The sequence below is a fragment of the Streptomyces sp. NPDC029296 genome (assembly GCF_055569255.1).
Map to the genome: position 1 here is coordinate 1 of NZ_JBVHXT010000042.1, position 20,594 is coordinate 20,594.

Here is a 20,594-nt window from a genome sequence, read left to right on the forward strand (position 1 = left end):
CCCCCCCCCCCCCCCCCCCCCCCCCCCCCCCCCCCCCCCCCCCCCCCCCCCCCCCCCCCCCCCCCCCCCCCCCCCCCCCCCCCCCCCCCCCCCCAGGCCGGGTCAGGCCTCTTCGTCGACCCACGACATCAGCTTGCGCAGCTGCTTGCCGGTGGTCTCCAGCAGGTGCTCGGAGTCCTGCTTCTTGTACTCGTCGTACTTCTTCAGGCCACCGTGGTACTCGTCCATCCAGTTCCGGGCGAAGGTGCCGTCCTGGATCTCGGCGAGGACCTTCTTCATCTCGGCCTTGGTGGCGTCGGTGATGATGCGCGGGCCGGTGACGTAGTCGCCCCACTCGGCGGTCTCGGAGACGGACCAGCGCATCTTCTCCAGGCCGCCCTCGTACATGAGGTCGACGATCAGCTTCAGCTCGTGCAGGCACTCGAAGTAGGCGATCTCCGGCTGGTAACCGGCCTCGACCAGGGTCTCGAAGCCCGCCTTGACCAGCGCCGAGGCGCCGCCGCACAGCACGGCCTGCTCACCGAAGAGGTCGGTCTCGGTCTCCTCGGTGAAGGTGGTCTTGATGACGCCGGCACGGGTGCCGCCGATGCCCTTGGCGTACGAGAGGGCCAGCGCGAAGGCGTTGCCGGAGGCGTCCTGCTCCACGGCGGCGATGCACGGAACGCCGCGGCCCTCCTCGTACTGGCGGCGGACCAGGTGGCCCGGGCCCTTCGGGGCGACCATGCAGACGTCCACACCGGCCGGGGGCTTGATGAAGCCGAAGCGGATGTTGAAGCCGTGGCCGAAGAACAGCGCGTCACCGTCCTCGAGGTTGTCCTTGATGGACTCCTCGTAGACCTGCGCCTGGATCGGGTCCGGGACCAGGATCATGATGACGCTGGCCTCGGCGGCGGCCTCGGCCGGGGTCACCACGCGCAGGCCCTGCTCCTCGGCCTTGGCCTTGGACTTCGAGCCCTCGTGCAGACCGACACGGACGTCGACACCGGAGTCGCGCAGCGACAGCGCGTGGGCGTGGCCCTGGCTGCCGTAGCCGATGACCGCGACCTTGCGGCCCTGGATGATGGACAGGTCGGCGTCAGCGTCGTAGAACAGCTCGGCCACTTTGGGTTCTCCTTGTGTGCTGGTGGTGCGTCCCACCGTATGACGGCGGGCGGGAGGGAAGTTCGGGGGTCTCGGGATACGGGCGGCTGTTGATCGCCGGCCGTCCGTACCGGGTCTTACGCCGTCCGGTCGAGGGCGCGCAGCGAGCGGTCCGTGATCGAACGGGCGCCGCGGCCGATCGCGATCGTGCCGGACTGGACCAGCTCCTTGATGCCGTACGGCTCCAGCATCTTGAGCATGGCGGACAGCTTGTCGCCGGAACCGGTGGCCTCGATGGTCACGGCCTCCGGGGAGACGTCCACGGTCTTGGCGCGGAACAGCTGGACGATCTCCACGATCTGGGAGCGGGTCTCGTTGTCGGCGCGGACCTTCACCAGGACGAGTTCGCGCTGCACGGCCTGGCCCGGCTCCAGCTCGACGATCTTCAGCACGTTGACGAGCTTGTTGAGCTGTTTGGTCACCTGCTCCAGCGGCAGGTCCTCGACGGTCACCACGATGGTGATGCGGGAGATGTCGGGGTGCTCGGTGACGCCGACCGCGAGCGAGTCGATGTTGAAGCCTCGCCGGGAGAACAGGGCGGCGATCCGGGCGAGGATGCCCGGCGTGTTCTCCACCAGGACGGAGAGCGTGTGCTTGGACATGGTGGTTGCTCTTCCTTGCCTGTTGACGGTCAGTCGTCTTCGTTGTCGCCGAAGTCGGGGCGGACGTCCCGGGCGGCCATGATCTCGTCGTTGGAGGTGCCGGCGGCGACCATCGGCCAGACCATCGCGTCCTCGTGGACGATGAAGTCGACGACGACCGGGCGGTCGTTGATGGAGTTGGCCTCCTCGATGACCTTGTCCAGGTCCTCGGGGCGCTCGCAGCGCAGGGCCACGCAGCCCATGGCCTCCGCCAGCTTCACGAAGTCCGGCACCCGGGTGCCCCGGGCGGCCGGGTCGACGTCGTCCGGGCCGCTGTGCAGCACGGTGTTCGAGTAGCGCTGGTTGTAGAAGAGGGTCTGCCACTGGCGGACCATCCCGAGGGCGCCGTTGTTGATGACGGCGACCTTGATCGGGATGTTGTTCAGGGCGCAGGTGGTCAGTTCCTGATTGGTCATCTGGAAGCAGCCGTCGCCGTCGATCGCCCACACGGTCTGCTCCGGGCGGCCGGCCTTGGCGCCCATGGCGGCGGGGACCGCGTAGCCCATCGTCCCGGCGCCGCCGGAGTTCAGCCAGGTGGCGGGCCGGTCGTACTGGATGAAGTGCGCGGCCCACATCTGGTGCTGGCCGACGCCCGCGGCGAAGATCGTGCCCTCGGGGGCGAGCCGGCCGACGCGCTCGATGACCGCCTGCGGGGAGAGCGAGCCGTCCTCGGGCAGGTCGTAGCCGAGCGGGTAGGTCTCGCGCCACCGGTTCAGGTCGCTCCACCAGGCGGTGTAGTCGCCCTTGTGGCCCTCGCTGTGCTCCTTCTGCACCGCCTGCACCAGGTCGGCGATGACCTCGCGGGCGTCGCCGACGATCGGCACGTCCGCCGCGCGGTTCTTGCCGATCTCGGCCGGGTCGATGTCCGCGTGGACGATCTTGGCGTAGGGCGCGAAGCTGTCCAGCTTTCCGGTGACACGGTCGTCGAAGCGGGCGCCGAGGGCCACGATCAGGTCGGCCTTCTGGAGCGCGGTGACCGCGGCGACGCTGCCGTGCATGCCGGGCATGCCGACGTGCAGCGGGTGGCTGTCGGGGAACGCGCCGAGCGCCATCAGGGTGGTGGTCACGGGGGCGCCGGTCAGCTCGGCGAGGACCTTCAGCTCGGCCGTGGCCTGTGCCTTCAGGACGCCGCCGCCGACGTACAGCACCGGCTTGCGGGCGGCGGTGATGAGCTTGGCGGCCTCGCGGATCTGCTTGGCGTGCGGCTTGGTCACCGGGCGGTAGCCGGGCAGGTCCATCACCGGCGGCCAGGAGAAGGTGGTCTTCGCCTGGAGGGCGTCCTTGGCGATGTCGACCAGGACCGGGCCCGGCCGGCCGGTGGAGGCGACGTGGAAGGCCTGCGCGATCACCCGGGGGATGTCCTCGGCCTTGGTGACCAGCCAGTTGTGCTTGGTGATCGGCATGGTGATGCCGACGATGTCCGCCTCCTGGAAGGCGTCCGTGCCGATCGACTTGGAGGCCACCTGGCCGGTGATCGCGACCAGCGGCACCGAGTCCATGTGCGCGTCCGCGATCGGCGTGACCAGGTTGGTGGCGCCCGGGCCGGAGGTCGCCATGCAGACGCCGACCTTGCCGGTGGCCTGCGCGTAGCCGGTGGCCGCGTGGCCCGCGCCCTGCTCGTGCCGGACCAGGACGTGCCGCACCCGGGTGGAGTCCATCAGCGGGTCGTACGCCGGGAGGATCGCGCCGCCGGGAATGCCGAATACCGTGTCCGCGCCGACCTCCTCGAGGGAGCGGATGAGGGACTGCGCACCCGTGACGTGCTCGACGGGGGCGGACTGCTGTCCTCCGGAACGGGGCCGCGGCTGCGGATGGTGGGCCCCGGTGGCCTGCTCGGTCATCGGCATTCTCTTCTCGATGCTGAGGTTTTTTGCGAGGTTCGGGCGGATCTGGGGTGCTGCACGAACGGCACTCGTGCAACAAAAAACCCCTCGTGCCGCAAGGCAAGCGAGGGGAGCGCGCCGGTGAGGTCGCTGGGGATTCCGGAACGTTCTCCGGTGGGTCCCAGCTCAGCCGACGCGCTGTCCAAGTACGAGAATTCGGGTGCGCATGGAACTGACCCTCCCCCCGGCACGCACCACGTGTCAAGTGGGTGGGACGGGCGTCTCAGCATGTGAGCGAAGGGCGCCGCCGCCTCCGAAGACGGCCGGAACACCCCCTGCGTACATCCCGTTCGGCTCCCTCGCGCTGCCCGCGAACGCGGGTTCGGCCGGGGCGTGCGGCACCGGGTAGTGGCCGGATCCGAGCGCCCGGCGCAGCCGGTACTCGTCCAGCGGACCGGCGAACGCCATACCCTGGCCGTGGGTGCAGCCCATGGCGCGCAGCGCGGCCACCTGCTCGGGCAGGTCGACGCCCTCGGCCACCGACTGGAGGCCCAGATCGCCGGCGATCCGCAGCAGACCACTGGTGATCTTGTGCAGCCGCGCGGACTCGACCACGCCCTCGACCAGGCCGCGGTCGAGCTTGAGGATGTCCACGGGCAGCCGCCGCAGGGCCGTGATGGCCGCGTAGCCGCTGCCGAAGCCGTCCAGCGCGATCCGCACCCCGAGCCGGCTGAGCGCGGTCAGCCGCCGCTCCAGCTCGTCCAGCGAGACCCGCGGGTCGGTGTCGGACAGCTCCACGACCAGCGCCCCGGGCGGCAGCCCGTGCCGGGCCAGCAGCGCCTCCACCGAGCCCAGCGGCGACGAGCGGTCCACCAGCCGGCGGGCGCTCATCCGCACCGTCACCGGCACGGCGACCCCGGCGGCGGCCCGCTCGGCCGCCTGCCGCACGGCCTCCTGGAGGATCCAACGGTCCAGCTCGGCGGTCTTGTCGGCGTCGTCGGCCACCCGCAGGAACTCCGCCGGGGTGAACAGCACCCCCTGGGAGGAGCGCCAGCGGGCCTGCGCGGAGACGGTCGTGATCCGGCCGCTCTCCAGGCACACCACCGGCTGGTGCAGCAGCGTGAACTCGCCGTCGTGCAGCGCGGCGCGCAGGCGCGTGGCCAGCTCCGCCTTGCGGACGACGTCCTGCTGCATCTGCGGCTTGTACAGCTCGACCCGGCCCTTCCCGGCCGACTTCGCGCGGTACATCGCCAGGTCGGCGTTTCTCAGCAGCTCGCCCGCGCCGATGCCCGGCTCGGCGAAGGCGACGCCGATGGAGGCGGCGACCCGGACGTCGTTGCCGTCGATGACGTACGGCTGGGAGAGGGTCACCCGCAGGCGGTCGGCCAGTTCCAGGATGTTCCGCTCGCGGGCGGCCCGGTCCCGGGTGCCGTCGCCGACGATCAGGGCCGCGAACTCGTCGCCGCCCAGCCGGGAGGCGGTGTCGCCCTGCCGGACGGCCTCCTGGAGTCTGCGGGCGGCCTGGATGAGCAGCTCGTCGCCGGCCTGGTGCCCGATCGTGTCGTTGACCGCCTTAAACCCGTCCAGGTCGATGAAGAGCACCGCCGTACCGCGCAGGGCGGCGCCCCGGTCGGTGGCCCGGCGGCCGGACAGGGCCTGCTGCACGCGCCGGGTGAACAGCGCGCGGTTGGGCAGGTCGGTCAGCGGGTCGTGCTCGGCGTTGTGCTGCAACTGCGCCTGGAGGCGGACCCGCTCGGTCACGTCCCGGCTGTTGAAGATCAGCCCGCCGTGGTGGCGGTTGACGGTCGACTCGACGTTCAGCCAGCCGCCGTCGCCGGAGCGGAACCGGCACTCGATGCGCGTGGTGGGCTCCTGCACCGGGTTGGCGGCGAGGAAGCGGCGCACCTCGTGCACCACGCAGCCCAGGTCCTCGGGGTGGATGAGGGCGGCCAGCTCGGTGCCCACCAGTTCCTCGGCGGGCCGGCCGTACACCCCGGCGGCGGCCGGGGAGACGTACCGCAGGACGCCGTTGGGCGCGGCGATCATGATGACGTCGCTGGAGCCCTGCACCAGGGACCGGAAGTGGTTCTCCTTCTGCGCCAGTTCCTGGGTGAGGGTGATGTTGTCCAGCAGCATGATGCCCTGCCGGATGACGAGGGCCAGCACCACGGCGCCCGCCGTGATCAGGACGACGTGGTCGGGCCTGCGGCCGTTGAGGACGTTGTACAGGATGCCCAGCGTGCACACGGCCGCGGCGAGGTACGGGGTGAGCGCGGCGAGGGAGCCGGTGAGCGGCCGGCCGGACGGGTACCGCGGGTGCTCGACGCCCGGCGCCGGCACCGGCAGCGCCGGCGCGTGCGGGTGCCCCGTGGTCCACTGGCCGGGGTTCCCCTGGCCCGTGCTCCATTGCGCCGTGCTCCACTGGCCCGTGCTCCACTGGCCGGTGCCGCGCTGGCCCGGCACGTGCTCGTGGACGACGCGCGTGTGCCCGTCGGAGGCGTGCGCCTCCTTCCCGCCGTGCCGCCGGGGCGCGGCCCAGGGGGCGTAGGCGAGCAGCAGCGAACCGGCGAACCAGCCCGCGTCCAGCAGCCGGCCGGAGCGGTAGCCGCTGTGCAGCAGCGGCGAGGTGAACAGCGCGTCGCACATCACGGTCAGCGCGAGCGCGCCGATCGCCGTGTTCACCGCCGTGCGGTTGCCCGGCGCCCGGCGGAAGTGCAGCGCGAGCACCATGCTGACCAGGGCGATGTCGAGCAGCGGGTACGCCAGCGACAGCGCCGCGTGCGCCACGCTCGACCCGTCGATCCGGGCCGCCTGGGCGAGCGCGAGGCTCCACGAGAGGGTGAGCAGCGAGCCGCCGATCAGCCAGGCGTCCAGTCCCAGACAGATCCAGCCCGCGCGGGACGCCGGCCGCTTGGCGAGCACCAGCAGGCCCACGATGGCGGGCGGCGCGAAGCACAGGAAGAACAGGTCGGCGTAGCTGGGGCTCGGCACCTCGGCGTCCAGGGCGACCTCGTACCAGCCCCAGACGGCGTTGCCCAGCGAGGTCATCGTCGCCGAGAGGGCGAACAGCAGCCAGGCGGACCGGAAGCGGACGCGCGGGCCGCGGGCGTACAGGAAGCAGGAGACGGCGGCGGCGGCGGCCGCCGCGCTCAGCCCGAAGTCGCCCATCACGTCCGCGACCCGGTCGGAGCCCCAGCCGAAGGCGGCTCCGCCGGCGTAGGCGGCGCAGACCAGGGCGAGGACCAGTTGCTCCACCAGGCGCCGGTTCTCGGCGACGGCCGGCCGGCGGGGCGGCGGTGCCTCGTGCGGGTGCGGTGCGCGCACCGCCCCGCCGAGGGGGGTCGTCAAGGAGGTCGGGGCACTCACCGGGGCCTCCCGGTCCGTGCCGTTCCCCGGTCCTGACGGTCCCGGTGCGCCGTGTACGCGGTCCGGCGACGGCCGCTGCACCTGCGCTGGTGGTGATGGCTGGTGTGATGGCCGCGCCTGCGCGTGGCCGTGCGCCAGGGTCGCCGTCGGCGGCTCCGCCGCGTCGGATCGTTCGTCCATAGGCCGTGCATCGCCCGTCGCCCCCCTCACGAATCTGAAATGTCCATCCCCGGCGCCGAACGTCAGCGGCGCAGCCCCTGCCCGGGACGATACACCAGGATCGTCACTCAGGGACATAGCTTCTCTACGCTCCGTGACGACCAGGGCGTATGCCGGTACGCGGTGCGCCCGAAAGATTGCGGAGGGTGCCGGAAGGCGCCTAGCGCCCGGTTGCTCCCCCCGTTTCGGGACCGGTCGTAAGGATCACGTTCCGCAGGGGTTCGTGGTTCACGAACCGGGTCAGCTGGTCGACGAGAAGCCGCTTGGCGCGGGGCAGGAAGGCCGAGGAGGGCCCGCCGACATGGGGGCTGATCAGCACGCCCGGCGCCTGCCACAAGGGGTGGCCGGCGGGCAGCGGCTCGGGGTCCGTCACGTCCAGGGCCGCCGTGATCCGGCCCCGTTCCAGTTCGGCGAGGAGCGCCTTGGTGTCCACGACGGGCCCGCGCGCGACGTTGACGAGCAGCGCGCCGTCCTTCATCCGGGCGAGGAAGCCGGCGTCCACGAGTCCCCGGGTGTCTTCCGTGAGGGGGGTGCACAGGATCACGACATCCGCGTGCGGAAGCAGAGAGGGCACATCGGCGATCGGATGCACGGGGCCGCGCGCCACCGTGCGACCGGAGCGTGCGACCCGTGCGACCCGCGCGACCTCGAAGGGCACGAGCCGGTCCTCGATGGCGGCGCCGATGGCCCCGTACCCGACGATCAGGACGTTCTTGTCGGCGAGGGAGGGGTGGAACCCGCCCACCCAGCGCTCCTGCTGCTGGGCGCGGACGAATTCCGGTATGCCGCGCAGCGCGGCGAGGGTCAGGGTGAGCGCCAGCTCGGCGGTGCTGGTCTCGTGCACTCCCCGCGCGTTGCACAGGCGTACGCCCGGCGCGATGTCCGAAAGCCGCGCGGTGATGTCGTCGACGCCGGCGGTGAGCGTCTGGATGACCCGGACGTTCGTCAGCCGCGCCAGCGGGGCCACCCGGGCCGGCAGCGGCTTCATGTACGGCACCACGTACACCGCGCACTGGGCCGGGTCGCCGGGGAACGGCTGGTCGCCGTCCGCGCCCCCGTCCCAGAACAGGTACCGGGGCCCCTCGGGCAGCCCCTCGATCTCCTCGGGCGGAATGGGAAGCCACACCTGTGAAGTCATGCCAGGAGGCTATGTCAGGCACGCGGGGGCGCAGAGGTTAGGTTGGTGGCCGGGCAGAGGGAGGTTCACGAGCAGGTGGAGCGCAGGACGATCGGCGCGGGGGGACTCGCGGTGGGGGCCGTCGGACTCGGATGCATGCCGATGAACTGGGCGTACACCGCATCCCGGCGACGGGGTGAGGAGTCGGTCAAAGCCGTGCACCGGGCGCTGGACCTCGGCTCGGACCTCCTGGACACCGCGGACATGTACGGACCGTTCACCAACGAGCTGCTGCTGGGGCGGGTGCTCAAGGAGCGGCGCGCGGACGCCTTCGTGGCGACGAAGGTGGGGCTGCTGGTGGGCGAGCAGCACATCGTGGCCAACGGCCGCCCCGGCTACGTGCGGCGGGCCTGCGACGCCTCGCTGCGCCGGCTCCAGACGGACGTGATCGACCTGTACCAGCTGCACCGCCCCGACCCCGAGGTGCCCGTCGAGGAGACGTGGGGCGCGATGGCGGACCTGGTGCGGGCCGGGAAGGTGCGGGCGCTGGGCCTGTGCGCGCTGGGGGCGCGCGGCGGGCGCCGCTCGGGCGCGGGGCCGTACGACGGGACGCTGCGCCGGTTGCAGCGGATCCAGCAGGTGTTCCCGGTGAGCGCGGTGCAGGCGGAGCTGTCGGTGTGGTCGCCGCAGGCGCTGGGGGCGCTGGTGCCGTGGTGCGAGGCGCGCGGGGTCGGCTTCCTCGCGGCGATGCCGCTGGGCAACGGCTTCCTGACCGGCACGCTGACGCCGGGCGAGGGGTTCGAGCCGGACGACGTGCGGGCCCGGCATCCCCGGTTCACGGCCGAGATGATGGCGGCCAACCAGCCGATCGTCGCGGGGCTGCGGCGCGTCGCCCGGCGGCACGGCGAGGGGGTCACCCCGGCGCAGGTGGCGCTCGCCTGGGTGCTGGCGCAGGGCCGCCACGTGATCGCGCTGCCGGGCACCAAGCGGGAGCGCTGGGCCGCCGAGAACGCGGGCGCGGCGGCCCTGCGGCTGACCGCGCAGGACCTGGCGGAGGTGTCCCGGCTGCCGGCGGCACAGGGGTCCTGGGGCTGAGGTTTCCTGGGACTGGGGTTTCCGGGGACTGGGGTGTCCGCCCGGCGGGGCGCCGGGCCGGGGGCCGGGGCGGGGTGACCGGGAATCCGGGGGCCGGGGTTCGGCGACGGCCTCCGGCGGCACCCGGCGGCTGTCCGGGGCGCGCGGCGTCCTCCGTGACGCGCACCGGCCGTCGCCGGCACGGCAACGGCCCTCGGGCGGGCGGGAGTAGCGTGCCGGGTGGGCCGTCGTGGTGTCCGCCGTCCCGAAGGGAACCGTGATCGTGCGACGTCGAGCTGTACCCGCCGTGCTGGCCGTGACCGCCCTGCTGCTGGCGGCCGGCTGCTCCTCCGGGGGCGGGGAGTCCCCGGGCCGGCTGCCGGGCGTCACCGCGCCCGGCGGGGACACCGCCTCGCGGGGCACCGGGCCGGCCGCCCCGGCCAAGGGGTCGGTGAAGGTGCTGCGCACGGTGGCGGAGGGGCTGAAGTCGCCGTGGGGGCTGGCCCCGCTGCCCGGCGGTGATCTGCTGGTGTCCTCCCGGGACGAGGGCACGATCAGCCGGGTCGACGCGAAGAGCGACCGGACGACGGTGCTGGGCACGGTCTCCGGGGTCTCCCCGGCCGGGGAGGGCGGGCTGCTGGGCATCGCGCTGTCCCCCGGCTACGCCTCGGACCGCATGGTCTACGCCTACTTCACCTCGGCCTCCGACAACCGCGTGGTCCGTGTCCGCTACGACGAGCGGAAACCGGCCGGTGAGCAACTCGGCGCACCCGACACGGTGTTCAAGGGCATCCCCAAGGGCACCATCCACAACGGCGGCCGGATCGCGTTCGGACCGGACGGCATGCTCTACGCGGGCACCGGCGAGAGCGGCAAGCGGGGTCTGGCACAGGACCGGTCCTCGCTCGGCGGGAAGATCCTGCGGATGACCCCGGACGGCGAACCGGCGCCCGGCAACCCGTTCCCCGGCTCCGTCGTGTACTCCTACGGCCACCGCAACGTCCAGGGACTGGCCTGGGACCGCCACGAGCGCCTGTTCGCCTCGGAGTTCGGCCAGGACACCTGGGACGAGCTGAACGCGATCAAGCCGGGCGGGAACTACGGCTGGCCGAAGGCGGAGGGCCGGTCCTCCGACGCCGGTCTCCAGAACCCGGTGGCCCAGTGGCACACCGACGAGGCCTCCCCCAGTGGCATCGCCCACGTGGACGGCGCGATCTGGATGGCGGGACTGCGCGGCGAGCGCCTGTGGCGCGTCCCGCTGGACGGTGTCACGGCCTCCGCCGCCCCGCAGGCGTTCCTCACCGGCACCTACGGCCGGCTGCGCACGGTCGCCCCGGCGGGCGCGGGCCGGCTCTGGCTCGTGACCAGCGACACGGACGGCCGGGGCGATGCCGGGAAGGGCGACGACCGGGTACTGGAACTTCAGGTCCGCTAGGTCCCGGCGGCCCGGGTCAGTCGGTGTCGCCGGTGCCGGGTTCGGGCTCCTCGTCGGGCCGGGCGGGCGGGGACAGTCGTATCACCGCCTTGCCGGAGGTCAGGTCTATGGGGCCGTGACCGGGGTCGTTGTCGCCGACGTCCTCCCGGGACAGCTCCAGCCGGTTCTGTTCGTCCCGGGTGTGTTTGCGGCCGGGTGCGAACAGGTCCTCGAAGACGTTGAACACGGCTCCCCCTCTTTGCCGGTTTTCTCCAGCGTAGATCTCACCCGGTCGTCTCGGCAGCGAGCGTCCCGGCCATGACCAGGCCGAGCCGGTGCGCCACCGCCGCCGCCTCGCCCCGGCCCGAGACGCCGAGCTTGCCCAGGATGTGGGAGACGTGGACGCTCGCGGTCTTCGGCGAGATGAACAGTTCCCCGGCTATCTGGCGGTTGGTGCGGCCTGCCGCGACCAGGGTGAGGACGTCCCGCTCCCGGCTGGTGAGGCCGAACGCGGCGGCCGGGTCGGCGGCCGTCTCCTGCCGTCCGCCGCCGCCGAGGGTGAGCCGGGCGCGCTGGGCGAGCCGGGCGACGGCGTCGGCGAGCGGGCGGGCCTTCAGGTGGGCGGCGACCGCCGCGGCCAGCCGGAGCAGTTCCACCGCGCGGTCGCGCTCGTCGTCGCCGCCCTCGGCCAGCAGCGCCCCGGCCAGGCGGTGCCGGACCCGGGCGAGGTCGTAGGGGCGGTCCAGGCATTCGAAGGCGGTGACGACCGGGGACCAGGCCCCGGTGGTGTCCCGGCCCTCGGCGCGGAGCAGTTCGGCCCGGGCCCAGCGGCCGTAGGCCTGCCACAGGGGGACGCCGGTGGTCAGCGTCCGCACGGCCGTGGAGAGGCGGTCGAGGATCTCGGCGCGGCCGGGCCGGGCGGCGGGCAGGGTGCGGGCGTCGGCCTCGGCGGTGGCGGCGGCCAGCAGCAACGGCCAGCCGTGCCGGTGGGTGCCGGGCGGGAACCCGGCGTCCAGGGCGGGCAGCAGGATCGCGCGGGCGTCCTCGATCCTGCCCTCGGCGGCGGCTGCGCCGAGGGCGGTGCGGGCCAGCGGCAGGGACTGCTGGGGCCGGGGGTCGTGGGTGCCGTACCAGGAGCGGGCGGTGGCGAGCTGCCGGGCGGCCTCGGCGAGGTCGCCGCGGGCCAGGGCGAGGTGGGCCAGGCGCAGGGCGCCCCCGGCCCGGGGCTTGGCGCTGTGGCCGACGCGGGTGGCGTGCGCGGCGGCCTCGGCGGCCTCGTCCCACCGGCCGAGCGCGTAGAGCGCCTCGGAGAGGTTGCCCCAGGCCCAGGCCCCGGAGTCCAGCAGTCCGTACCGGCGGCAGAACTCGATGCCCTCGTGCAGCAGCGGGACGGCCTCCCGGTCCCGGCCGACGCTGCGCAGCGCGGACGGCAGGTTGACATAGGCGCGGCCCGCGACCGGGTGCACGCCCTCCGCCAGGGTGTCCCGCAGCACCTGCCGCATCTGCGCGAGACCCGCCTCCGGGGCGCCGGACTCGACCGTCAGGCCGCCCAGGGTGAGCAGGGCGTGCAGCTCCGTCTCGCGGGCGCCCACCATGCGCGCGTACTCCACGGCCCGTTCGGCGGCGGCCAGGGCCTCGGGGCCGGGCCGGTGCTGCATGGACCAGTTGGCGACGACCGCCAGCACCTCGGCGTGCACCTCGGACGGCGGCAGGCCGCGCACCAGCTCCTGCGCGGTGGCCAGTTCCCGCCAGCCGTCGCCGCGGGCCTGGGCCTGGACCAGCCGGGAGCGCTGCACCCAGAACCAGGCGGCGCGCAGCGGGTCCGGGTCCTCCTCCAGCAGGCGCAGGGCCCGCTTGGTGATCTTCAGGGCGCGTTCCCGTTCGCCTCCGAAGCGGCCCGCCACCGCGGCCTCGGCCATCAGGTCGAGGTAGCGCAGCGGGGTGGTGGCCGGGTCGCAGCCGCACGGGGGGTAGACCTCCGCGTAGTCGACCGGGCGCAGGGCGGCGCGCACGTCCGCGGGGGCGCCGTCCCACAGTTCCATCGCGCGCTCCAGCAGGCCGAGTTGTTCGGTGTAGGCGTGCCGGCGGCGGGCGACGACGGCGGCGGCCAGGACGGCGGGCAGGGCCTTGGCGGCGTCGTGCGCGTGGTACCAGTAGCTGGCCAGGCGCATCACGCGGGCGTCGGCGGGGACGAGCGTGGGGTCGGCCTCCAGGGCCTCGGCGTAGCGGCGGTTGAGGCGGGAGCGCTCGCCGGGCAGCAGGTCGTCGGCGACGGCCTCGCGGACCAGGGAGTGCCGGAAGCGGTAGCCGTCGCCGGCGGGGGTGACGGTGAGGATGTTGGCGCCGACGGCGGAGCGCAGCGCCTCGATGAGGTCGTCCTCGGCCAGCCGGGCCACGGCGGCGATCAGCCGGTACTCCACCGTGGAGCCGCCCTCGGCGACGATCCGGGCGACCCGCTGGGCGGTCTCGGGCAGGGCCTCGACCCGGACGAGGAGCAGATCGCGCAGGGAGTCGGTGAGGCCGGTGCAGTTGCCCTGGCAGTCGGCGACGGCGAGTTCCTCGATGAAGAAGGCGTTGCCGTCGGAGCGGGCGTAGATCTCGTCGACCCGGGCGGGGTCGGGTTCGGCGGCGAGGATGCCGGCGATCTGGCGGCCGGCCTCCTCGCGGGTGAAGCGGGCCAGTTCGATCCGGCGGACGGTGCGCAGCCGGTCGAGTTCGGCGAGCAGGGGGCGCAGCGGGTGGCGGCGGTGGATGTCGTCGCTGCGGTAGCTGGCCAGGACGAGGAGGCGGCCGGCGCGCAGGGTGCGCAGCAGGTAGGCGAGCAGGTGGCGGGTGGAGGCGTCGGCCCAGTGCAGGTCCTCCAGGACCAGGACGACGGGGTGGGCGGCGGCGACCCGCTCCAGCAGCCGGGCGGTGAGTTCGAAGAGGCGGGCCATGCCCTGTTCGTCGTGGCGGCCGGCGCCGGCCTCGCCGAGGTCGGGCAGCAGCCGGGCGAGTTCCTCCTCCTGGCCGGCCGCGGCGGCGCCGAACTCCTCGGGCAGCGCGTCGCGCAGGGCCCGCAGCGCGGCGGAGAAGGGGGCGAACGGCAGCCCGTCGGCGCCGATCTCCACACAGCCGCCGACGGCGACGACGGCACCGCGGCCGGCGGCTGCCGCGGCGAACTCCTCCACGAGGCGGGTCTTGCCCACGCCTGCCTCGCCGCCGAGCAGCAGCGCCTGCGGCTCGGCGGCGGCGGCGCGGGCGAGCGCCTCGTTCAGCGTGGCCAACTCGGCGGCGCGGCCGACGAACACGGGACTGACGGACCTGGTCTCCACGGGCCCGAGCATCGCACGGGGCCGCGACGGCGGGGCAGTGGTTTTCCACAGGCCCTGTGTGATGGTCGTACCGGCAGCCGGGAGGGCCGTACCGCTCCGCCGGGAAGCCGTACGGCCCTGGGCGCGCGGGCGGCCGACCCCCGTGCGGCCGCCGTCCGCCCCCGTGGTCACGCGCTGCGCGGCAGCCCGTGCCGGCGGGGGCCGCCGGTATGCGACTCGGCGGCCGGGGCACCGCCGCCGGACCGCGCGCGGCGGGCGGCGCGGCGGGAGCGGACGACCTCGCGGGCCAGGCGCTCCTGCTGGGCCGTGCGGCGCAGCTCGGCGGATCGGACGCGGTGCAGTTCGAGTTCGTACATGGCGGGGTCCCTCCCGGGAGTCGGTGGTGTGTGCCGCGTTCGGCGACGTCCCCACTGTCGTCCCGCGCCCGGGGCCGCCGCATCGGGAGAGTTCCGCATCTTCGCCCGGCCGCACGCACGCGTAAGGGGCCTTAGGACGCCCCGCGCGCTGCGCGGAACGCCCTAAGGCCCCTCGGGTCTCGCGGTCGGTCAGCCGGTGGAGGGCAGGCCCAGCAGGGCGTCGGAGTACTTCAGGACGGCCAGCAGCAGGCCGATGACGCCGAGCGAGAGGCCCGCCCAGGCCACCGACCTGATCCAGGCGGCCTGCGGCCGGCCGGGGGTGCCGAAGGCGGGCCGGACCAGCACGACCACGGCGGTGATCAGCGCGGCCAGCGCGAACAGGCCGGCCCACAGCGCGGTGGTGTGCCAGGCGTCGCCGTAGACCTCCTTGAGCTGGGTGCCGACGCTCGCGCTGGTGGACGTCCGCAGCTGGCCGATGAGCTGCTCGCGGGCGGCGGCGACGGTGCCGGTCCAGCCGCCGGTGAGCGAGACCAGGCCCAGCGCCGCGGAGACGACGGCACCGGCGCCCTGGCCGACCCCGGAGGACTTCCCGCCGGCCTCTCCTTCTTCGGTGTCCGGGACTTCCCCGGCGTCCTCGCCGGCCGTGCCGGGCCCGGCGTTCCCGTTCTCCCCGGTCTCCTCGACGGCCCCGGTTCCGGCCGTGGCCGTCTCGTCGTCCTCGCGCGCCTCGGTACCGGAGCCGGTGCCGGCGCTCTCAGCGCCTTCCGCTGTCTTCGTTGCCATGTCCGGCACCGTACGGACGCTGTCTGAGAGGTCCCTTAATGATCGTCGAGGCCTCTTGGTGATCGTTGACCGTCGGGGTCGCTCAGTCGTTCTGTGCGGTACGCGCGCGTGCCGCACGCCACTCGGGGGCCAGCACCGCCCAGATCTCGGTGCTGGTGCGCACTCCCCGGTGCGGGTAGTTCTCGCGGAGCACGCCCTCGCGGGTCATGCCGAGCCGCCGGGCCACGCCGATGCTCGGTTCGTTGGCCGAGGACACCTGCCACTCCACCCGGTGCATGCCGCGCTCCTCGAAGGCCCAGTCGAGCAGCGTCCGCATGCCGCGCGTGACCAGCCCGCGCCCGGACGCGGCCGGCTCCAGCCAGCAGCCGGCCTCGCAGACCCCGCTCGGGGTGTCCCAGACCCGGAACAGCAGCCCGCCGACGAGCTTGCCGTCCAGCCAGATCCCGTGCAGGCCGCCGGCGTCGGCGGCGCGCTTGTCGGCGTAGGACTTCAGCCAGGCGCGGGCCCCGTCGAGATCGCAGACCACGTCGGCGAGCCCTACGTGCCGGCCGATGAACTCCCGTCCCCGGTCGATGTTCTCCAGCAGCTCCCCCGCGTGCCACACCTCCAGGGGCCGCAGTTCGGCGCCGTCGTCACCGAGCGATGTCGCGTACATCCGCCGCTCTTCCTTCCGCAGTTCGTCCGCCGGGATCCGGCCGGTACGGCAAAAATACGTCAGTCGAACTGGTCCCCGAGCGCCATGGTCATCGCGCCCGCGACCAGCAGCCACAGGGCCCTGCGGGTACGGCCCCGGCCGCCGAGCACCGCCGCCGGGACGCACACGGCGGCACCGAGGGCATAGGCGGCGGGCACGAGCGCCGGGGCGGCCCCGGCGGCCCTCAGCAGCGCGGCGGCCAGTCCCGCGCAGGCCAGCAGCGTCCCGGTGCCGACGGCCAGCCAGCGGGCCCGCCGGGCGTCCCCGACGCACTCCTCGGCGTCCCCCGCGTACGGCTCGGCGTCCCCGGCGCGCTCCCCCGCGTCCCCGGCGTACTCCCCCGCGTCCCCGGGGTCCCCGGCGCCTTCCGGCTCTTCCACGGCCTGCGTGGTCGCGGGCTCGACATCGGCATCGGTGCTTCCCCTCATGGCGGGCGAGCGTACCTCCCGCCATGGCGAAAACCCGGTGCGGGGCGGCCGTCCCGGCTGCTAGGCAGGTCGCTTGTGAACACGACACCGACCACACCGGACGCGCTCACCCGCCGTCTCGCCCATCCGCGTTACCCCCGCAGCAACGGCTACGACGCCCGCTGGACCATCGAGAACCAGATGGGCCCGCACGCGCTGTGGCTGCTGGAGTGGCTGGCGCCCGCGCTGGGGCTGGACGCGCTGCCGCCGGGAGCGCGCGTGCTCGACCTCGGCTGCGGGCGGGCGATGACCTCCGTCTTCCTCGCCCGCGAGTACGGCTTCCAGGTCACCGCCGCCGACCTGTGGGTGAAGCCCGGCGACAACGCCGTGCGGATCGCCGAGGCGGGCGTCGCCGACCGGGTGCTGCCCGTGCACGCCGAGGCGCACGACCTGCCGTTCGCCGAAGGGTCCTTCGACGCGATCGTCTCCATCGACGCCTACCAGTACTTCGGCACCGACGACCTCTATCTGCCCACGCTGACCCCGCTGCTGAAGCCCGGCGGGCGGATCGGGGTCGTCGTGCCGGCGCTGCGCGAGGAGCCGGCGGGCACCGAGCCGCCGGAACATCTGAAGCCCTGGTGGGAGCCCGCGTTCTGGTGCTTCCACACCCCCGGCTGGTGGCGGCGCCACTGGACCCGCGGCGGTGGGGTGGAGGTCGAGGCGGCCGACTGGCTGGAGGACGGCTGGCGCGACTGGCTGCTGTGGTGCGACGTGGTCGCCGAGGAGAGCACGGACGACTTCCACGTCCGCATGGCGGGCCGGTCCGCGCGGATGCTCCGCGCGGACGAGGGGCGTGCGCTGGGCTTCGCCCGGGTCGTGGGACGCCGGGTGTAAGCCGCCGTACGGCCCGAAGGGCGCCCCGCACCACGCGTACGGCCCCGGAGGGCGTGCCTCCGGGGCCGTACGCGGACGGGGTCAGCCCTCGCCGACGCCCAGCTTGTCCAGGATCAGCTCCTTGACGCGGGCCGCGTCGGCCTGGCCGCGGGTGGCCTTCATGACCGCGCCGACCAGGGCACCGGCCGCGGCCACCTTGCCGCCGCGGATCTTGTCCGCGATGGCCGGGTTGCCGGCGATGGCCTCCTCGACGGCGGCGGTCAGCGCGCCCTCGTCGGAGACGACCTTCAGGCCGCGCCCCTCGACCACCTCGTCCGGGGTGCCCTCGCCCGCGAGGACGCCCTCGATGACCTGGCGGGCCAGCTTGTCGTTCAGGTCGCCCCCGGCGACCAGCTCGGTGACCCGGGCCACCTGCTGCGGGGTGATCGCCAGCTCGTCCAGCGCCGTGCCGGACTCGTTGGCGCTCCGCGCCAGTTCGCCCATCCACCACTTGCGGGCGGCGGCCGCGTCGGCACCGGCGTCGATCGTGGCGACGATCAGGTCGAGCGCGCCGGCGTTGAGGATCGCCTGCATGTCGGTGGCGGAGATGCCCCACTCCGCCAGCAGGCGGGTACGGCGGGCCAGCGGCAGCTCGGGCAGGGCCGCGCGGATCTCCTCGACCCACTCGCGCGAGGGCGCGACCGGGACCAGGTCGGGCTCCGGGAAGTACCGGTAGTCCTCGGCCTCCTCCTTCACGCGGCCCGAGGTCGTGGACCCGGTGTCCTCGTGGAAGTGGCGGGTCTCCTGGACGATCGTGCCGCCGCCGGAGAGCACGGCCGCGTGGCGCATGATCTCGTAGCGGGCCGCGCGCTCCACCGAGCGCAGGGAGTTGACGTTCTTCGTCTCCGAGCGGGTGCCGAACTTGTCGGCGCCCTTGGGCATCAGCGACAGGTTCACGTCGCAGCGCATCTGGCCCATCTCCATGCGGGCCTCGGACACGCCGAGGGCACGGATGACCTCGCGCAGCTCGCGGACGTACGCCTTCGCCACCTCGGGGGCGCGCTCGCCGGCGCCCACGATCGGCTTGGTGACGATCTCGATCAGCGGGATGCCGGCGCGGTTGTAGTCCAGCAGGGAGTGGGACGCGCCGTGGATACGGCCGGTGGCGCCGCCGACGTGCGTCGACTTGCCGGTGTCCTCCTCCATGTGGGCGCGCTCGATCTCCACGCGGAAGGACTCGCCGTCCTCCAGCTGCACGTCGAGATAGCCGTTGAAGGCGATCGGCTCGTCGTACTGGGAGGTCTGGAAGTTCTTCGGCATGTCCGGATAGAAGTAGTTCTTCCGGGCGAAGCGGCACCACTCGGCGATCTCGCAGTTCAGCGCGAGACCGATCTTGATGGCGGACTCGACGCCGGTCGCGTTGACGACCGGGAGCGCGCCGGGCAGGCCGAGGCAGACCGGGCAGGTCTGGGTGTTCGGGTCGGCGCCGAGCGAGGTCGAGCAGCCGCAGAACATCTTGGTCTTGGTGCCGAGTTCGACATGGACTTCGAGGCCCATGACGGGGTCGTACGCGGTCAGCGCGTCCTCGTACGACACCAGGTCGGTCGTGGTGGTCACGGTGTAACTTCCCTCTCAGCCCAGCAGGACGTCGTCGTCGCCCAGCCGCTTCAGCTCGCGGTAGAGGATGGCGAGGCCGGTGACGATGCCCGCCGCGGTGACGACGGCGTCGACGAGCCTCAGCGTGTCGTTCTCGGCGCGGGCCTTCTTGATCTGCTTGGCGGCGCCGACCGCGCCGAACGCGGTGGCGGCCATGGACAGGTACGTACCGGACTTGGACTTCTTGAAGCCCTTGGCCTTGGACAGTGCGTTCACAGCGACGGTGCCTCCTCCAGCAGCGGGTGACCCCACTTTTCCACGAAGGCGGCCTCGACGGCGGCGCCCACCTTGTACAGCCGGTCGTCCTTCAGCGCCGGGGCGATGATCTGCAGGCCCACCGGGAGGTTGTCCTCGGGGGCGAGACCGCAGGGCAGGGACATGGCCGCGTTGCCCGCCAGGTTGGTCGGGATGGTGCACAGGTCCGCGAGGTACATCGCCATCGGGTCGTCGGCGCGCTCGCCGATCGGGAAGGCGGTGGTCGGGGTCGTCGGGGAGACGATCACGTCGACCTGCTCGAAGGCCTTCTCGAAGTCCCGCGTGATGAGCGTGCGGACCTTCTGCGCGGAGCCGTAGTACGCGTCGTAGTAACCGCTCGACAGGGCGTACGTGCCGAGCATGATCCGGCGCTTGACCTCGGGGCCGAAGCCGGCCTCGCGGGTCAGGGAGGTGACCTCCTCGGCGGAGTGCGTGCCGTCGTCGCCCGTGCGCAGGCCGTAGCGCAGGCCGTCGAAGCGGGCGAGGTTGGAGGAGCACTCGGACGGGGCGATCAGGTAGTACGCCGACAGGGCGAGGTCGAAGGACGGGCAGTCCAGCTCGACGATCTCGGCGCCCAGCTCCTTCAGCAGCTCGACCGACTCGTCGAAGCGCTGGATGACGCCGGCCTGGTAGCCCTCGCCGCGGAACTGCTTGACCACGCCGACGCGCATGCCGCGGACGCTGCCGTTGCGGGCGGCCTCGACCACCGGCGGGACGGGGGCGTCGATGGACGTGGAGTCCAGCGGGTCGTGGCCGGCGATCACCTCGTGCAGCAGGGCCGCGTCCAGGACCGTACGGGCGCAGGGGCCGCCCTGGTCGAGGGAGGAGGAGAAGGCCACCATGCCGTAGCGGGACACCGCGCCGTACGTCGGCTTCACGCCGACCGTGCCGGTGACGGCGGCCGGCTGGCGGATGGAACCGCCGGTGTCGGTGCCGATGGCGAGCGGGGCCTCGTAGGCGGCGAGCGCGGCGGAGGAGCCGCCGCCGGAACCGCCGGGGATCCGGGTGAGGTCCCAGGGGTTGCCGGTCGGGCCGTAGGCGCTGTTCTCGGTGGAGGACCCCATGGCGAACTCGTCCATGTTGGTCTTGCCGAGGATGACGATGTCGGCGGCCTTCAGCCGCTTGGTGAGCGTCGCGTCGTACGGCGGGATCCAGCCCTCGAGGATCTTCGAGCCGACGGTCGTGGGTACGCCCTCGGTGGTGAAGATGTCCTTGAGCGCCAGCGGGACGCCGGCCAGCGGACCGAGCTTCTCGCCGCGGGCCCGCTTCTCGTCGACGGCGCGGGCCTGCGCGAGGGCGCCCTCGCGGTCGACGTGCAGGAAGGCGTGGACCTTCTCGTCCACGGCCTCGATCCGGGCGAGGTGGGCCTCGGTGACCTGGACGGCCGTCAGCTCGCCGGAGGCGATCTTCTCGGCGGTCTGCGCGGCCGTGAGCTTGATGATGTTGCTGTCCGTCATGGTGG

General features: G+C 73.5%; 17 protein-coding genes. 3 read left to right on the forward strand and 14 right to left on the reverse strand.

Annotation, left to right across the window (positions count from 1 at the left end):
- Positions 1-102: 102 nt before the first annotated feature.
- The 5 genes from ilvC to ACZ4W9_RS31150 form a co-directional block, all read right to left on the reverse strand.
- On the reverse strand, positions 103-1,101 hold the full coding sequence (gene ilvC / locus ACZ4W9_RS31130) for a ketol-acid reductoisomerase (RefSeq protein ID WP_467941357.1): 999 nt from the start codon (positions 1,099-1,101) through the stop codon (positions 103-105).
- A gap of 116 nt (positions 1,102-1,217) precedes the next feature.
- The gene (ilvN, locus tag ACZ4W9_RS31135; protein WP_356860857.1) at positions 1,218-1,742 is read right to left on the reverse strand and encodes an acetolactate synthase small subunit; all 525 of its coding nucleotides are present in this window, start codon (positions 1,740-1,742) and stop codon (positions 1,218-1,220) included.
- Between the two features lie 29 nt (positions 1,743-1,771).
- Positions 1,772-3,622 carry an acetolactate synthase large subunit gene (locus ACZ4W9_RS31140; RefSeq protein WP_467941359.1) on the reverse strand — a complete coding sequence of 617 codons (1,851 nt, stop codon included), beginning with the start codon at positions 3,620-3,622 and terminating at the stop codon, positions 1,772-1,774.
- 243 nt (positions 3,623-3,865) lie between these two features.
- Entirely contained in the window at positions 3,866-6,970 is a 3,105-nt protein-coding gene (locus ACZ4W9_RS31145; RefSeq protein ID WP_467941360.1) for a putative bifunctional diguanylate cyclase/phosphodiesterase, read from the reverse strand.
- 379 nt (positions 6,971-7,349) lie between these two features.
- Positions 7,350-8,327: a 2-hydroxyacid dehydrogenase gene (locus tag ACZ4W9_RS31150; protein ID WP_467941362.1), complete on the reverse strand. Its 978-nt coding sequence runs from the start codon at positions 8,325-8,327 to the stop codon at positions 7,350-7,352.
- A 75-nt stretch (positions 8,328-8,402) separates the two neighbouring features.
- Between ACZ4W9_RS31150 and ACZ4W9_RS31155 the strand changes: the two genes are divergently transcribed.
- Both ACZ4W9_RS31155 and ACZ4W9_RS31160 read left to right on the forward strand, forming a co-directional pair.
- A complete protein-coding gene (locus ACZ4W9_RS31155) occupies positions 8,403-9,401 on the forward strand; it encodes an aldo/keto reductase (RefSeq protein WP_467941455.1) in 999 nt (332 codons plus the stop codon).
- A 262-nt stretch (positions 9,402-9,663) separates the two neighbouring features.
- Positions 9,664-10,815 carry a PQQ-dependent sugar dehydrogenase gene (locus ACZ4W9_RS31160; protein ID WP_467941363.1) on the forward strand — a complete coding sequence of 384 codons (1,152 nt, stop codon included), beginning with the start codon at positions 9,664-9,666 and terminating at the stop codon, positions 10,813-10,815.
- A gap of 16 nt (positions 10,816-10,831) precedes the next feature.
- Here ACZ4W9_RS31160 and ACZ4W9_RS31165 read toward each other — a convergent pair whose 3' ends face one another.
- The 6 genes from ACZ4W9_RS31165 to ACZ4W9_RS31190 all read right to left on the reverse strand — a co-directional run bounded on the left by ACZ4W9_RS31165 (position 10,832) and on the right by ACZ4W9_RS31190 (position 16,369).
- The gene (locus ACZ4W9_RS31165; protein ID WP_467941365.1) at positions 10,832-11,041 is read right to left on the reverse strand and encodes a DUF6191 domain-containing protein; all 210 of its coding nucleotides are present in this window, start codon (positions 11,039-11,041) and stop codon (positions 10,832-10,834) included.
- A gap of 37 nt (positions 11,042-11,078) precedes the next feature.
- A complete protein-coding gene (locus ACZ4W9_RS31170; RefSeq protein ID WP_467941367.1) occupies positions 11,079-14,120 on the reverse strand; it encodes a helix-turn-helix transcriptional regulator in 3,042 nt (1,013 codons plus the stop codon).
- Positions 14,121-14,275: 155 nt separating this feature from the next.
- Positions 14,276-14,464, reverse strand: a complete 189-nt coding sequence (locus ACZ4W9_RS31175) for a hypothetical protein (protein ID WP_467941368.1) — start codon at positions 14,462-14,464, stop codon at positions 14,276-14,278.
- Between the two features lie 189 nt (positions 14,465-14,653).
- Positions 14,654-15,247 carry a hypothetical protein gene (locus ACZ4W9_RS31180; RefSeq protein WP_467941369.1) on the reverse strand — a complete coding sequence of 198 codons (594 nt, stop codon included), beginning with the start codon at positions 15,245-15,247 and terminating at the stop codon, positions 14,654-14,656.
- An 82-nt stretch (positions 15,248-15,329) separates the two neighbouring features.
- On the reverse strand, positions 15,330-15,902 hold the full coding sequence (locus ACZ4W9_RS31185; protein WP_467941371.1) for a GNAT family N-acetyltransferase: 573 nt from the start codon (positions 15,900-15,902) through the stop codon (positions 15,330-15,332).
- Between the two features lie 59 nt (positions 15,903-15,961).
- Complete coding sequence (locus ACZ4W9_RS31190; RefSeq protein ID WP_467941372.1) at positions 15,962-16,369, reverse strand: hypothetical protein; 408 nt, start codon at positions 16,367-16,369, stop codon at positions 15,962-15,964.
- A gap of 75 nt (positions 16,370-16,444) precedes the next feature.
- Between ACZ4W9_RS31190 and ACZ4W9_RS31195 the strand changes: the two genes are divergently transcribed.
- Positions 16,445-17,242, forward strand: a complete 798-nt coding sequence (locus ACZ4W9_RS31195; protein WP_467941373.1) for an SAM-dependent methyltransferase — start codon at positions 16,445-16,447, stop codon at positions 17,240-17,242.
- Between the two features lie 81 nt (positions 17,243-17,323).
- Here the strand turns inward: ACZ4W9_RS31195 and gatB are convergent, their stop codons facing one another.
- From gatB to gatA, 3 genes are read right to left on the reverse strand one after another with little or no spacing between them, the layout of a single operon-like run.
- On the reverse strand, positions 17,324-18,838 hold the full coding sequence (gatB, locus tag ACZ4W9_RS31200; protein WP_467941374.1) for an Asp-tRNA(Asn)/Glu-tRNA(Gln) amidotransferase subunit GatB: 1,515 nt from the start codon (positions 18,836-18,838) through the stop codon (positions 17,324-17,326).
- A 15-nt stretch (positions 18,839-18,853) separates the two neighbouring features.
- Positions 18,854-19,093, reverse strand: a complete 240-nt coding sequence (locus ACZ4W9_RS31205) for a hypothetical protein (RefSeq protein ID WP_318201248.1) — start codon at positions 19,091-19,093, stop codon at positions 18,854-18,856.
- On the reverse strand, positions 19,090-20,589 hold the full coding sequence (gatA, locus tag ACZ4W9_RS31210; protein WP_318201249.1) for an Asp-tRNA(Asn)/Glu-tRNA(Gln) amidotransferase subunit GatA: 1,500 nt from the start codon (positions 20,587-20,589) through the stop codon (positions 19,090-19,092). Before gatA ends, ACZ4W9_RS31205 begins: the two co-directional genes overlap by 4 nt.
- Positions 20,590-20,594: the final 5 nt, after the last annotated feature.